This is a genomic window from Bradyrhizobium sp. McL0616, from assembly GCF_049993385.1.
Classification (GTDB): Bacteria; Pseudomonadota; Alphaproteobacteria; order Rhizobiales; family Xanthobacteraceae; genus Bradyrhizobium.
This window is the reverse complement of record NZ_CP188255.1, coordinates 4,537,298-4,550,474: the sequence shown is the minus strand read 5'-3', so window position 1 is coordinate 4,550,474 and position 13,177 is coordinate 4,537,298. Positions and strand designations below refer to the sequence as shown.

11 protein-coding genes and 1 pseudogene are annotated in these 13,177 nt (G+C 63.9%); 4 read left to right on the top strand and 8 right to left on the bottom strand.

Annotation, left to right across the window (positions count from 1 at the left end):
- Positions 1-207: 207 nt before the first annotated feature.
- The 5 genes from ACPPVR_RS22075 to ACPPVR_RS22055 form a co-directional block, all read right to left on the bottom strand.
- Complete coding sequence (locus ACPPVR_RS22075) at positions 208-1,824, bottom strand: sulfite reductase subunit alpha (RefSeq protein ID WP_426608696.1); 1,617 nt, start codon at positions 1,822-1,824, stop codon at positions 208-210.
- Positions 1,821-3,617, bottom strand: a complete 1,797-nt coding sequence (locus tag ACPPVR_RS22070; RefSeq protein ID WP_426608695.1) for a NirA family protein — start codon at positions 3,615-3,617, stop codon at positions 1,821-1,823. Before ACPPVR_RS22070 ends, ACPPVR_RS22075 begins: the two co-directional genes overlap by 4 nt.
- A gap of 13 nt (positions 3,618-3,630) precedes the next feature.
- The gene (locus ACPPVR_RS22065; protein ID WP_426608694.1) at positions 3,631-4,461 is read right to left on the bottom strand and encodes a formate/nitrite transporter family protein; all 831 of its coding nucleotides are present in this window, start codon (positions 4,459-4,461) and stop codon (positions 3,631-3,633) included.
- A 347-nt stretch (positions 4,462-4,808) separates the two neighbouring features.
- The gene (locus ACPPVR_RS22060; protein WP_426608693.1) at positions 4,809-5,969 is read right to left on the bottom strand and encodes a CmpA/NrtA family ABC transporter substrate-binding protein; all 1,161 of its coding nucleotides are present in this window, start codon (positions 5,967-5,969) and stop codon (positions 4,809-4,811) included.
- The gene (locus tag ACPPVR_RS22055) at positions 5,966-6,556 is read right to left on the bottom strand and encodes an ANTAR domain-containing response regulator (RefSeq protein WP_354138147.1); all 591 of its coding nucleotides are present in this window, start codon (positions 6,554-6,556) and stop codon (positions 5,966-5,968) included. Before ACPPVR_RS22055 ends, ACPPVR_RS22060 begins: the two co-directional genes overlap by 4 nt.
- 115 nt (positions 6,557-6,671) lie before the next feature.
- Between ACPPVR_RS22055 and rimO the strand changes: the two genes are divergently transcribed.
- The gene (gene rimO, locus ACPPVR_RS22050) at positions 6,672-7,997 is read left to right on the top strand and encodes a 30S ribosomal protein S12 methylthiotransferase RimO (protein WP_426608692.1); all 1,326 of its coding nucleotides are present in this window, start codon (positions 6,672-6,674) and stop codon (positions 7,995-7,997) included.
- 240 nt (positions 7,998-8,237) lie between these two features.
- Here rimO and ACPPVR_RS22045 read toward each other — a convergent pair whose 3' ends face one another.
- Both ACPPVR_RS22045 and ACPPVR_RS22040 read right to left on the bottom strand, forming a co-directional pair.
- On the bottom strand, positions 8,238-8,657 hold the full coding sequence (locus ACPPVR_RS22045) for a carboxymuconolactone decarboxylase family protein (protein WP_426616155.1): 420 nt from the start codon (positions 8,655-8,657) through the stop codon (positions 8,238-8,240).
- The gene (locus ACPPVR_RS22040; RefSeq protein ID WP_426608691.1) at positions 8,590-9,021 is read right to left on the bottom strand and encodes a MerR family transcriptional regulator; all 432 of its coding nucleotides are present in this window, start codon (positions 9,019-9,021) and stop codon (positions 8,590-8,592) included. The genes ACPPVR_RS22045 and ACPPVR_RS22040 overlap by 68 nt, the downstream gene beginning before the upstream one ends.
- Before the next feature lie 83 nt (positions 9,022-9,104).
- Between ACPPVR_RS22040 and ACPPVR_RS22035 the strand changes: the two are divergent.
- Positions 9,105-9,355, top strand: a pseudogene (locus ACPPVR_RS22035) (30S ribosomal protein S12 methylthiotransferase RimO); the annotation flags it as partial.
- Between the two features lie 101 nt (positions 9,356-9,456).
- Here ACPPVR_RS22035 and ACPPVR_RS22030 read toward each other — a convergent pair.
- Positions 9,457-10,398: a hypothetical protein gene (locus tag ACPPVR_RS22030; protein WP_426608690.1), complete on the bottom strand. Its 942-nt coding sequence runs from the start codon at positions 10,396-10,398 to the stop codon at positions 9,457-9,459.
- A 124-nt stretch (positions 10,399-10,522) separates the two neighbouring features.
- On the opposite strand from ACPPVR_RS22030, the gene ACPPVR_RS22025 reads away from it, so the two are divergent.
- Both ACPPVR_RS22025 and ACPPVR_RS22020 read left to right on the top strand, forming a co-directional pair.
- Entirely contained in the window at positions 10,523-11,671 is a 1,149-nt protein-coding gene (locus ACPPVR_RS22025) for a tetratricopeptide repeat protein (RefSeq protein ID WP_426608689.1), read from the top strand.
- 235 nt (positions 11,672-11,906) lie between these two features.
- Positions 11,907-13,103 carry an acetylornithine transaminase gene (locus ACPPVR_RS22020; protein ID WP_426608688.1) on the top strand — a complete coding sequence of 399 codons (1,197 nt, stop codon included), beginning with the start codon at positions 11,907-11,909 and terminating at the stop codon, positions 13,101-13,103.
- Positions 13,104-13,177 lie beyond the last annotated feature (74 nt).

Genomic DNA, 13,177 nt, shown 5'->3' with positions numbered 1-13,177 from the left:
TAAATTCTCCTGGCCCTCGGGTTCCGAGAATCTTATTCGTTAAAGTCCGAGCCAGCTGGAACCGGCGCCGATGACGATGGAATGACAGTCGGACCGAGAGCTTTTGAGGCCGTCCGACAAAAATGTCGAAAACAACCCCATGCACAGTAGAAGGCCGCCGCGGAGAGATTGCGCCGTCAGAGCGATTCCCCGCGATCCCGTCGCGCCTTAGTAGACGTCAGCCTGGAATCTGCCCGTCTTCTTGAGGTCTGCGACAAAACTCACGGCTTCATCCGTCGAGCGCGCGCCGAACTGGGCGACGATGTCGACCAGCGCACGCTCGACGTCCTTGGCCATGCGCTTGGCATCACCGCAGATGTAGAGATGCGCGCCCTCGGCAAGCCACGTCCACACTTCGCGGCCGACCTCGCGCATGCGGTCCTGCACGTAAAACTTCTTCTCGCCGTCGCGCGACCAGGCCAGCGACATGCGCGTGAGCAGGCCCGACGTCTTCATCGCGCTGAGCTCTTCCTGGTAGAAGAAGTCGCAATCGCTGCGCTGATGGCCGAAGAACAGCCAGTTCTTGCCGGGCGCGCCGGTCGCCTTGCGGTCGTGCAAGAAGGCTCGGAACGGCGCAATGCCGGTGCCGGGGCCGATCATGATGACCGGCGTCTTCGGATCCTGCGGCAGGCCGAAACCGTGCGCTTTTTGGACATAGACCTTTAGCTTCTCGCCCTCGTTGATGCGCTCGCCGAGGAAGGTCGAGGCAACGCCGATGCGCTTGCGCTTGCCGATGACGTAGCGCACGGAATCGACCGTCAGGGACAGTTTTCCGGGCGTCGCATTGTGCGACGAGGAGATCGAATAGAGCCGCGGCTGCAGCGGCTCCAGCGCCTCGACGAAGGCTTCCGGATGCGGACGCGTACCGGAAAATTTCTGAAGCGCCGCCATCACGTCGAGCGTCGCAGCATCGCCATCGGGATCCTCGCCCTGCGCCAGCGCCCGCGCCTTTTCGCGCTGCGCGCCGCCGGTGATGAAGGAGATCAGCTCGAACAGCGTGTCGGGCGCCGGCGATAGCGAGACATCCTGGATCAGCGCTTCGCGCAGGGTCTTGCCGTTGACTTTGGTGGTGTGGGAGGCGCCGAGCAGCGCGATGATCTGGTCGACCAGACCGAGATCGTTGCGCGCGAACACGCCAAAGCTGTCGCCAACGACGTAGTCGAGCTTGCTCTCGGAAAGATCGAACTCGATGTGATAGGTTTCCTTCTCCGAAGCGCCCTTGTTGAGCAGGCGCCGCGACAGGAAGGTCGCATCGGCCGGATTTTCCCGGGCGCGGCCGAGTTCGGCCTTCACCTCCAGCGCAGCCGGTGCGCTCGCAGCCTGAGCTTCAGCTCCCGCAACGGGCTTCGCGGCCGGCGCCTTGTCGACCTCCTCGAACAGCTGCTTCAGCATCCGCGCCGTCTCCTTGCCGCCGGGGGCGCAGAGGTTGAGGCGGGCCTCGCTCTTGTTGGCAATCGAGTCCGAATAATCGGCGCAATTGTAGCCGCACTGGCCGCAATCCTGCTGCGCCATCGCTGCCATCATGCGGCGGCGGAGCGGCCGTCCCTCCGCAAGCTTCATGCGATCGGCGATCACCATCCCGGGATCGTGCCAGGGAGCCTCACCGTCATCACCATCGCCTTGCGGTGCCAGCATCACCCCACCCTCGATCGGCGACAACGCCGTCGAGCCGTCGAGCCCGAGCATGCCGACCAAAAATCCGTTCAGCCACAGCCGCTGGCCTTCGCTGAACGGCGCATTGGGCGGGATGATCTCGATCGTGGGAGGCAGGGTCATATGGGTCATGCTGCGACTTCCGCTTCGGCCAGTTTGCGCAAGGCTTCACCGTCGTGGCGACGCGAGAAGGTCAGGAACGTCTCTTCCGGCGAGGCGCGATTGGCGAGATAGGCCTTCAAAAGCCCCTCGACGATCTTCGGCGTATCCTCGGCCTTCACGTTTTGAAACACCTCCTGCCCGATATCGGCATCGGGGCCGAAGCCGCCGCCGGTGAAGAGGTGATAACCCTCGACCGTGTCCTCTTCGCTCGCGCCCGGCACCTTCGCCGCAATCAGGCCGATGTCGGAGATGTAGTGCTGCGCGCAGGAGTGATGGCAGCCAGTCAGGTGGATGTTGAGCGGCGTGTCGAGATTGATGCGCTCATCGCACCAGTCGCCGATCTCAGTCGCGTGACGTTTGGTGTCCGAGGCGGCGAACTTGCAGCCGGCGTTGCCGGTGCAGGCGATCAGGCCGGCGCGCACGTTCGAGACCTGCGTGGCAAGACCGAGCTTTTCGACCGCCGCCGTAACAAGCGCGACGTTCTCGTCGCGCACGCCCGAGATCAGCAAATTCTGCCAGACCGTCAGGCGGATGTCGCCGTCGCCGAGATCCTGGGAAATTTTGGCGATACCGCGCATCTGCTCGCAGGTGAGCTTGCCGACCGGCAGCGCCACGCCGACCCAGTTGAGCCCGGCCTGCTTCTGCCTGTGCACGCCGATATGGGCCATGCGATCGGACGCCGGGCGCAGCGCAAGCGCCTCGGCCGGCACACGCGCGAGCGGCTTCTTGAGCAACTCCTCGACCAGCTTGAGGAAGCCGTCGTGCCCCATATTGTCCAGCACGTATTTCAGCCGTGCCTTGTTGCGGTTGGTGCGATCGCCGTGCTCGATGAAGACACGCACGATGGCGTCGGCAACGGCGGTCGCGTCCTCGGGCCGAACGACGATGCCGGAATATTTCGCAAAGTCCTTGTGACCGGTGATGCCGCCGAGGCCGAGCTTGAACCAGACGCCCGGCTCGACGCCAAAGCCATCCTTCACCTCGACTGCGGTGAAGGCGATGTCGTTGGTCTCCTCCAGGGCGGCGATCTTGCCGGCACCGTCGAAGGCAACGTTGAACTTGCGCGGCAGGCCGAACAGCGAACGGTCATTGAGAATGTGGTAGTGCCACTCGCGCGCATAGGGCCGCGTGTCGATCAACTCCTGCGGATCGATGCCCGCCGTCGGCGTACCCGTGACGTTGCGGATGTTGTCGGCGCCGGCGCCGCGCGAGCACAGGCCAATGTCCTGGACGCCCTCGATGAGCGCCACCGCGTTCTTCGGTTCGATCTCGCGGATCTGGAAGTTGGCGCGGGTGGTGACATGGGTGTAGCCGCCGCCACAGCTCTCCGCGATATCCGCCAGCCCCGACATCTGCCAGTGCTTCAGAATGCCGTTGGGAATGCGCAGGCGCGCCATGTAGGAGGTCTGCGCCGGCGCCACCCAGAAGATGCCGTAATAGCGCCAGCGGAAATTGTCCGCCGGCGTCGGATTGGCGTTGTTGCGCGCCTGGTCCTTCAACCGATCATAGGCGTCGAAGGGATGCAGTTCGCGCTTGAACTTCTCCTGGTCGGCGAGCTTCTTGCCCGCCGCCGTGAGCTTGTCCTGCGCCTTGATCGCCGCAGCGTCCGGCCCCGTCGGCTCAGAGGGGGCATTGGCCGCGGGCGCGCCGCCGGCTGCGAAAGCGCGGCCCACGCGTCCGACTTGCATGCCGGACATGAAACCTTCGAGATAGCGCTTCTGCTCGTCGGAGAAGTCGGCTGTAGGTGCTGATTCAAGTTTCATGGGCTGAATGTGCCTACTCTGCTGCCTGGACCGCGACCTGCGAAACGTCGGCCGCCGGCTTTGCGGGTTTGTACGTGACGTAGAGCGCAAGGCCGGTGAAGACGAAGCCGCCGACGATATTGCCGAGCGTCACGGGAATCTGATTCCATATCCACCAATCGGTGACGGAAACTTTTGCGCCGAGCAGCATGCCGGTCGGGATGACGAACATGTTGACGACGGCGTGCTCGAAGCCGAGCGCGAAGAACAGGAAGATTGGCAACCAGGTCGCAGCGATCTTGCCGACCGTCGAGGTCGAGGTCATCGCCATCACGACGCCGAGGCAGACCAGCCAGTTGCAGAGCACGGCCTTGACGAAAACCGAGACCATGCCGGCGGTGCCGATCGCGGCATTGCCGATGGTCTTGGCTTCGGCGACGGCAACGATGCGCGCGGCGACGCCGGCGACTTCGACCTTGCCCATGTTGGTGAGCGAGATCGCGATCAGCGCGCCGAAGGCGAGGCTGCCGAGCAGATTGGCGACGAAGACCCAGGAGCAGTTGGCGATCACGGCGTTCCAGGTCGCCTTGCCTTCGAGGCGCGCGAGCGGAACGATGGCGAAGCTGCCGGTGACGAGCTCGAGGCCGAGCAGCACGATCATCACGAGGCTGACGGGGAAGATCAGCGCGCCGACGATGGGCTGGCCAGTGGTGGCGGCACCGGTAATGGCGAGCGTGGTGGCGGCGCCCAAGAGCGCGCCGGAAATCGCGCCCCGGATCAGGAGGTCGCGTGGGGCGAGCGCCAGCTTCTTCAGGCTGGCATCTACCATCGATGCCACGACGTCCGAGGGTTTTGCGTAATCCATTTCGAAGCTCCAGCTTGCCGCGCGAGGCGACGTCAACGGTTGAACGGATGATGATCGCGGGGAGCCGGTTGCAGGCACGCAAAGTGCCTATCCGGAACCCGGAGCGATCCGATCAGCCTCGTTGCTGCGGAAATCCACCATGGATGGAGCCGCCGGCGCCCACGCCGGGCGGCTCCAAACCTCCTATTCAAGACGTGTGCCAATGCAGCATGAATCGTAAAGCCACATGAAAACAGCGGTTTAGACGGGTGTGCGGTGCATGAAGTGGATCAATATTCATGCCGCTTCGGGCAGCAATGGCCCAAAGTTTAAGCTTCGAATCGGAACGATTAAGTTTTGAGCAGGCTTTAGAAAACCCGCCGTCCGACCTCAAATGAGGACAGGTATCCGCCGACATCCTGGGGATCAAAGGGAGGTCCGGCAAAGGCGCTGAAGGTGCTGGCTTGACCGTCCCCGCGCCGCCCGACGGCAGCGTCGTAGAGGTCCGGCCGGAACACGCCCATGGCGGTCTTAAGTGCCTCCGGGCTCAGTGCCGTCTGCCCCCAGCGCACCATCTGCGCGTAGAGCCAGGCGGCCTGGACCGGATCGGGGCGCCCTGCCCCTTCGCGTCCGACCAGGAGGTAGCGGCCGCTTTCGCGGAAGCTGCCGTCCGGCGAAACCTTCAGGCGTCCCGTCAGGGTTCGCTGAATGACTTCGGCATCGACGCCGATCCGCTCCGGCTGCGCCAGGATGCTGGCTGCTTCGGTCCGGTTCGCGGGGTCCTCGATAAACTCGGCGGCCTTCACGGCCGCACGCACCAGGGCTGCGACCACATCCGGATGCTTGTCAGCCCAGACCTGGCGCACCGCCAGCACCTTCTCAGCCGCGTGGACAAGGATGTCGGAAACGAAATGCAGGATATGGCCGATGCCGAGATCGACCGCGACCGAGTTCCAGGGCGCGCCGACACAGAACGCATCGACATGACCGTTGGCGAGGCTGTCGACCATGTAGGGCGGCGGCAGCACGACAAGACGCACGTCCTCGTCCGGATCGACGCCGGCCGCCGCCATCCAGAAGCGCAGTTGGTAATTATGGGTCGAGAACGGGAAGGTCATACCGAAGGTCAGGGGATCGGCGCCCGCCTTGCGGCGGTTTGCGACCACCCGTGCCAGTGCCTTGGCGGTGACGAGCGGATCGGAACGGTCACCGTCGATCTCCGCCATCAGAGCGGCGTGAAGTGCCGGCGACACCGTGATGGCGTTGCCGTTGACGCCGAGATTGAAGGGCGCGGCGATCGGCACCTTGACGTGGCCGAGCCCGAGCGAGGACGCGATCGCCACCGGCGCAAGCAGATGCGCGGCGTCGAACAGGCCGATATTGAGCTTGTCGCGGACGTTGGACCAGGACACCTCGCGCACCAGCTCGACCTCGAGCCCTTCAGCAGCGGCAAACCCCTTGTCGACGGCGACGATCAGGGCGGCGGCATCGACCAGCGGGATGAATCCTATGCGGAGGGGAGCGGTCATTTCAGCATCTCCGACGCGGTGATGATCGACTGCGCGATCTCGCCGATTTTCTTCTTCTCGCGCATGGCGGTGGAGCGTAGCAGCACATACGCCTCGTCTTCGGTGAGGCCCTTCACCTTCATCAAGATGCCCTTGGCCTTCTCGATGATCTTGCGGTCCTCGAGCTGCGACTTGGTACGCTCCAGCTCCTCCTGGAGTTTGGCGAAGGCATTGAAGCGGGACACACAGAGATCGAGGATCGGCTTGATGCGCTCCTTCTTCAACCCGTCGACGATGTAGGCGGATACGCCGGCTTCCACGGAGGCCTGGATCGAGGATGAATCGCTCTGGTCGACGAACATAGCAATCGGCCGCCGCACGGCGCGGCTGACCTGGAACATCGCCTCCAGCACGTCGCGGCTGGGGTTTTCCAGATCGATCACGATGATGTCGGGATCGACGGCGTAGATGCGCGCCAGAAGGCTCTGCATCTCGCGGATATGGACGATCTGCGTGAATCCGGCCTCCCGCAACCCCTCCTCGAGGATCGCGGCCCGGATCGGGCTCTCGTCGACAATCACGATTTTAGGCGACTGTTCGGCGCTCATAGCTCACTCACGACCCGGCGATTCATCCATAGCATGCCGGAACGCCCTGCAAAGGGTTGTAATTAACGGCAATTAGGACTAGCTCCTGCCAATCAATCAGGCAGATTCAAGAGATATGCAACAGACGGCTGCGCCCAAGGTCAGCTTCGTGTCGCTCGGGTGTCCCAAGGCATTGGTGGATTCCGAGCGCATCATCACGCGCCTGCGCGCCGAGGGCTATGAGCTCGCCCGCAAGCATGACGGGGCCGACATCGTCATCGTTAACACGTGTGGCTTCCTCGACAGCGCCAAGCAGGAGTCGCTGTCGGCGATCGGCGAGGCCATGGCCGAGAACGGCAAGGTGATCGTGACCGGCTGCATGGGCGCCGAACCCGAGCAGATCGAACAGGCCTATCCCGGCGTGCTCTCGATCACCGGCCCGCAGCAATATGAGAGCGTGCTGGATGCCGTGCATCGCGCGCTGCCACCCGCCCACAACCCGCATCTCGATCTGGTGCCGCCGCAGGGCATCAAGCTGACGCCGCGGCACTATGCCTATCTGAAGATCTCCGAAGGCTGCAACAATCGCTGCACCTTCTGCATCATTCCAAAACTGCGCGGCGATCTCGTCTCACGTCCAGCCAATGACGTGCTGCGCGAGGCCGAGCGTCTTGTCGATGCTGGGGTGAAGGAGCTGCTCGTCATCTCGCAGGACACCTCGGCCTACGGCATCGATCTGAAATACGCCGAGAGCCCGTGGAAGGACCGCCAGGTCCGCGCCAAATTCCTCGATCTCGCGCGCGAGCTCGGCGAGCTCGGGGCCTGGGTCCGGCTGCAATATGTCTACCCCTACCCGCATGTCGACGAGGTCATCGCGCTGATGAACGAGGGCAAGGTGCTGCCCTATCTCGACATCCCGTTCCAGCACGCGAGCCCCGAGGTGCTGAAGGCGATGAAGCGCCCGGCCGCGCAGGACAAGACGCTGGCGCGGATCAAGCGCTGGCGCGAGCAATGTCCCGATCTTGCCTTGCGCTCGACCTTCATCGTCGGCTTCCCCGGCGAGACCGATGCCGATTTCGCCTATTTGCTCGACTGGCTCGATGAAGCCGAGATCGATCGTCTCGGCTGCTTCAAATACGAGCCGGTTGCCGGCGCGACGTCGAATGCGCTCGAAGGTGCCGTGCCCGCTGAGATCAAGCAGGAGCGCTACAACGCGCTGATGGCCCGCCAGCAGAAGATCTCGGCGCGCAGGCTAAAGCGCAAGGTCGGCACGCGCCAGCAGATCATCATCGACGAGGTCGGCCCGACCGTTGCAAAAGGCCGCTCCAAGGCGGATGCGCCCGAGATCGACGGCGCGGTCTATCTCACCAGCCGCCGCCCGTTGCGCGTCGGCGAGATCGTGACCGCGAAGATCGAGCGCGCCGATCAGTACGATCTACACGGCACCGTCGCGGGATTTTGACGGGGCTTGAGCGTACTGACGCTTCCACAGCGTCATGGCCGGGCTTGTCCCGGCCATCCACGCCTTCTCACGCCGCAAAGAACGTGGATGCCCGGGACAAACCGGGGCATGACGACCTTCTGTGAATGTCCATATGGGATAGACCCGCACGCGGGAGCATAGCGTCGCCGGGGCTTACAGCTCCGTCACGCCAGCCATTTCGGCACCCAGCGCTCCGGCCGTGGTGCACGAGCAAGTTTGTCATGTCGCTTCTCCCGACGCCTGCCGTCCGTCATGCGCGGAAAACACCTCCTTGGCTGCGAACAGCCCGTTCACCGCCGCCGGGAAGCCCGCATAGACGGCCATCTGCATGATGATCTCCACGATCTCGTCGCGAGACAGCCCGACATTCAGACCCGCCTCGATATGCACTTTGAGCTGAGGCGCGGCATTTCCGAGCGCCGTCAGCGCGGCGATCGTCGCGATCTCTCGATCGCGCAGGCCGAGGCCCGGGCGGCTGTAAATGTCGCCGAAGGGAAACTCGATCACGTATCGTGCGAAATCCGGAGCGATGTCGGCGAGTGAGGCGACGACCTTTTCGCCGGCTCTGCCGTCAATGCGTGACAGGGCCCGCTGGCCGCGATCGAAGCGGCTTTCGGCTTGTGTTTGGGCGTGCGTCATTTTCCTTCGTCCTCTGTTCGCCGCCGGCATAGCCGGCGATCTTGGTATCAAGGACGAGCAGGCATTCCTGGAGTTCGGCAATCTGCGTGCGAACCTGTTCCCGGTGGATTTCCAGCATCTGCCGCCGGGTTGGCCCGGTGGCTTCGCCTTCATCACGAAGCGCCGCATAACGCAACATATCCCGGATCGGCATTCCCGTGGTCTTGAGCCGACCGAGGAATGCGATCCATGTGAGGATCGATGCGTCAAAGTCACGCTGGCCGGAACGATCCCGGTCTGCGTATGGCAGCAGCCCGATGCGCTCATAATAACGCAACGTGTGAGCCGACAAGCCGGTTCGTTTTGCGAGGTCGCCGATCTTCATGTGTGCCCGTTCTCGTACTGACGCGCGTACAGATACCCCTTCGAGCGCACTCTAAGTCAAGGGGGATCGAAGGTGCCGTGCCCGCTGAGATCAAGCAGGAGCGCTACAACGATCTCGGCACGCAGGCTGAAGCGCGGTCGGCACGCGCCAGCAGATCATCATCGACGAGGTCGGCCCGACCGTTGCAAAAGGCCGCTCCAAGGCGGATGCGCCCGAGATCGACGGCGCGGTCTATCTCACCAGCCGCCGCCCGTTGCGCGTCGGCGAGATCGTCACCGCGAAAATCGAGCGCGCCGATCAATACGATCTGCACGGCACCGTCGCGGGATTCTGACGCACTCCGTCATTGCGAGCGCAGCGAAGCAATCCAGAATCCCTCCGCGTGGATAGTCTCTGGATTGCTTCGCTGCCCTCGCAATGACGGTGTAGATGCAATCACGCCAGCCATTTCGGCACCCAGCGCTCCGGCCTTGGGGCGCGGGCGAGATCCGCCTTGGCTTCTGACAGCTGTGCCGGCTCGCCGTCGATGGTCGGACGCGCATCGTAGTCGAAGCGCGGCATGACGCGGCCGTCGGCATAGAGACCAAAGCTCATCGCGGACCACAACCCGAGCTCGGGCTGGGCACGGCGCATCTCCTCGCGCAACTCGCGCAGCAGGGATTCAATCGTGGCGGCTTCCTCGAACGGCTGCGGCCCGCGCGTGAGAATGCGGGCCTGGTATTGCTTGCCGACGATCGCGACCTCGAAGCGGGTCTTGTCCCAGGCGTTCTTGCCCTTCGGCAGATGCGCTGCCAGCCGCCAGCCGAGCTCGGCCATCATCCGATGATTCGCCCAATAGTCTTCGCGGTCCCGGCTCCATTTCTCGACGAAGCCACGGAAATCGGGAAGGTCTGACGACGGGTCCTCAGGCGCTACCCTCTCGTCGGCCGGCCGTCCGGCAAGCCATCGCGCCAACTCGACCGTCTGACACTCGACCTCGTCATCCGGCAACAGGTCGTGCCAGGCCTTGTCGAATTGCTGCGACGTCAGCTTCGCGAGCAGACCGTCAAGGGTCGGCGCCAGCAATTGATAGTCGCCCTCCGACCCCAGTCCCACGATCGGCGGATCGTCGCGGTCGAGGCCGGCGCCATACCAGCCGCCGACGGCCGAGCCGTCCGGCAGACGCATGAACAGCGCGAATCGGTCGCGCAGCGGACTGCCGTCAAAGATCGGAGCCTGATCGGAGAACTGGCCTTGCAACGAAAAACAGCCGACGCTGCCCCAGGGGCGCCCATTCAGCCAGCCGGCAAAATCCAGCAGCAGAGGTGGCGCTTCGATACCCGGCGGAAACGCGCCGTGAATGCTGTCGAGGTCGATCGGGTATGGCGTGTCTGACAAGGCTGAAAACTGTCTGGTTGGTCCCGCCCCTCTTGGTCTCGCCGGTTCTGCGTCCGGTTCGAACCAATTGGCGCGGTCTGATCACAAACGCGCTAGAGGCTTGATGGTTTCCACGTAGCAATCCATGACATACAATCACAAGATCGATATCCGTGCCGGGCTGTGCGCGATCGCCGCAGCATTGACTTTGCTCACTTTCCCGGCCGCCGCGCAATCCCTATCGCCCGCGCAGGCGCGCCAATGGTGCTACGGCAATGGCAAGGTCAGCGACGACCAGCGCCTCGACGGCTGCTCGTCTATCCTGAAGGCCAATCCGTCAAATGCGGTCGCGCTTGCCAACCGCGGCGAGAGCTATCGGCGCAAGGGAGACCCCGAGCGCGCCGTGGCCGATCTCAACCGCGCCATCGATCTCGATCCGAAAGATGCCAGCGCCTGGTACAATCGCGGCATCGCCTATGACGATCTCGGCGATCGCGACCACGCCATCGCCGATTACAGCCGTGCGATCCGGCTCCAGCCCGACGACGCGCTGTACTACAACAACCGCGGCAACTCCCTGATCGGTAAGAACGACTACGAGCATGCGATGGCCGACTACGATCGGGCCATCAAGCTCGATACGAAATTTGCGCTGGCCTATTTCAACCGCGGCAGCGCTTACCGCGAGCATCACGAGGCCGAACGGGCGCTCACCGATCTCGACATGTCGATCAAGCTCGATCCCACTTACGGCCCGGCCTACGGCAACCGCGCGCGCATCTTTCGCGACAAAGGCGACCGACCGCGCGCTCTGGCCGATTTCGGCAAGTCACTCGAGCTCAATCCGGACAACGACCGTGATGCCTATGCACGCGCCAACATGTACTTCGACGCGCACGATTATGCCCGGGCGCTGGAGGATTACGACCGTTCGATCAAGGCCAAAGCCAGCTATGCCGGCGTCTTCAACGCGCGCTGCATGATGCACGCGGTCCTCGGTCAATTGCAGGACGCGCTGGCCGATTGCGAGCAGTCGCTAAAGATGCGCCCGAACGATCCCTACACGCTCGACAGCCGCGCCCTCACCCACCTCAAGCTCGGCAATCTCGACGCGGCGATGGCGGATTACGACGCGGCGCTGGGCGCGAAGCCGGAGCTCGACAGCGCGCTCTACGGCCGCGGACTTGCGAAGCGCAGGAAGGGCGATATTGAGGGCGCAGAGCGCGACATCGCGGCCGCCAGGGCCATCAACGCCGGTATTGCCGACGCGTTCGCGACCTATGGTGTTCAGTAGCTTCCGCTTGACAAGCGCGGGCATTCGGCTGTATGGCCCGCCTCCATGATCAGCTCCCGGACCCATCTGCGCCAAGCCATGCGTCGTCGCTCCCGCGACGATGATGGGTTGCGCCATGTCCGACGACGCCGCTGAACGACTAGCATCAGCAGAGTTTTCGAGAAGGCCGCACCCGCAAAGTGCGGCCTTTCTGCTTTTCGCGCGCCTTTTTCACCCGCCCCCAGAGGAGATCGACATGACCACCGCCACCCATCCGTACGATGCGCTGATGGACATCACTGCACGGCCCAAGGCCGTGTTCGTTCGTGGCGCCGGCTCCTACCTCTGGGACGACAGCCGCAAGCGCTATCTCGATTTCGTGCAGGGCTGGGCCGTCAACTGCCTCGGTCACTCGCCGCCCGAAATCGCCGATGCACTGACGGCGCAGGCAAAACGACTGCTGACGCCGAGCCCGGCGTTCTACAACGAGCCGAGCCTCAAGCTCGCGCAGGCGCTGGTCGACAGCAGCGCGTTCGACCAGGTGTTCTTTGCCAATTCCGGCGCGGAGGCCAATGAGGGCGCGATCAAGCTCGCGCGCAAATATGGCAGCCTGCACAGGAACGGCGCGTTCGAGATCATCAGCTTCGAGGGCGGCTTCCACGGCCGGACGCTGGCGACGATGTCGGCGTCGGGCAAGAAGGCGTTCGAGCCGCTGTTCGAGCCGAAGGTCGCCGGATTCAAGAAGGCGAAGCTCAACGACATCGCCTCGGTCGCAAAGCTGATCAACGCCAACACGGTCGCGGTGATGCTCGAGCCGATCCAGGGCGAATCCGGCGTGTGGCCTGCGACCGATACGTTTTTGCAGGAGCTGCGCGCGCTCACCAAGGCGCACGGCTTGCTGCTCATTTTCGACGAGATCCAGACCGGCATGGGCCGGACCGGAAAGCTCTTCCACTATGAGCACACGGGCATTGCGCCCGACATCATGACGCTCGGCAAGGGTATCGGCGGCGGCGTGCCGCTCGCGGCTCTGCTTGCGACCGAACACGCGGCCTGCTTCGAGCACGGCGACCAGGGCGGCACGTTCAACGGCAACCCGATCATGTGCGCGGCCGGACTTGCGGTGCTGGAGCAGATCGGCAAGCCCGACTTCCTGAAGGCGGTCACCGAGACCGGCCTGCTGCTCGAAAGCGAGTTGCAGAAGGTCTCGGCCCGGCACGGCCTCGGCGAGGTGCGCGGCCGCGGCCTGCTGCTCGCGCTCGACCTCAGGCTGCCCATCGCGCCCGGCATCGTCGCGCAGGCGTTCGAGGCCGGCGTGCTGCTCAACGCGCCTCAGCTCGACGCTTTGCGCTTCATGCCGGCGCTGAACGTCACGCGGGCCGAGATCGCCGAGATGATCGATTGCCTCGACGGGATCCTGACCAAGGCCGGCGCGGCAAGGCGCGTGGCGTAGGGTTCGTCATTGCGAGGAGCGAAGCGACGAAGCAATCCAGACTGCCTCTGCTGGTACAGCTCTGGATTGCTTCG

What these genes read in the sequence shown, in the direction of transcription:
- ACPPVR_RS22070 (WP_426608695.1), bottom strand. Translation starts at nt 3,617, where the DNA reads ATGAAACTTGAATCAGCACCTACAGCCGACTTCTCCGACGAGCAGAAG.
- ACPPVR_RS22045 (WP_426616155.1), bottom strand. Translation starts at nt 8,657, where the DNA reads ATGACGCACGCCCAAACACAAGCCGAAAGCCGCTTCGATCGCGGCCAG.
- ACPPVR_RS22055 (WP_354138147.1), bottom strand. Translation starts at nt 6,556, where the DNA reads ATGAGCGCCGAACAGTCGCCTAAAATCGTGATTGTCGACGAGAGCCCG.
- ACPPVR_RS22040 (WP_426608691.1), bottom strand. Translation starts at nt 9,021, where the DNA reads ATGAAGATCGGCGACCTCGCAAAACGAACCGGCTTGTCGGCTCACACG.
- ACPPVR_RS22020 (WP_426608688.1), top strand. Translation starts at nt 11,907, where the DNA reads ATGACCACCGCCACCCATCCGTACGATGCGCTGATGGACATCACTGCA.
- ACPPVR_RS22025 (WP_426608689.1), top strand. Translation starts at nt 10,523, where the DNA reads ATGACATACAATCACAAGATCGATATCCGTGCCGGGCTGTGCGCGATC.
- ACPPVR_RS22065 (WP_426608694.1), bottom strand. Translation starts at nt 4,461, where the DNA reads ATGGATTACGCAAAACCCTCGGACGTCGTGGCATCGATGGTAGATGCC.
- ACPPVR_RS22060 (WP_426608693.1), bottom strand. Translation starts at nt 5,969, where the DNA reads ATGACCGCTCCCCTCCGCATAGGATTCATCCCGCTGGTCGATGCCGCC.
- ACPPVR_RS22075 (WP_426608696.1), bottom strand. Translation starts at nt 1,824, where the DNA reads ATGACCCATATGACCCTGCCTCCCACGATCGAGATCATCCCGCCCAAT.
- rimO (WP_426608692.1), top strand. Translation starts at nt 6,672, where the DNA reads ATGCAACAGACGGCTGCGCCCAAGGTCAGCTTCGTGTCGCTCGGGTGT.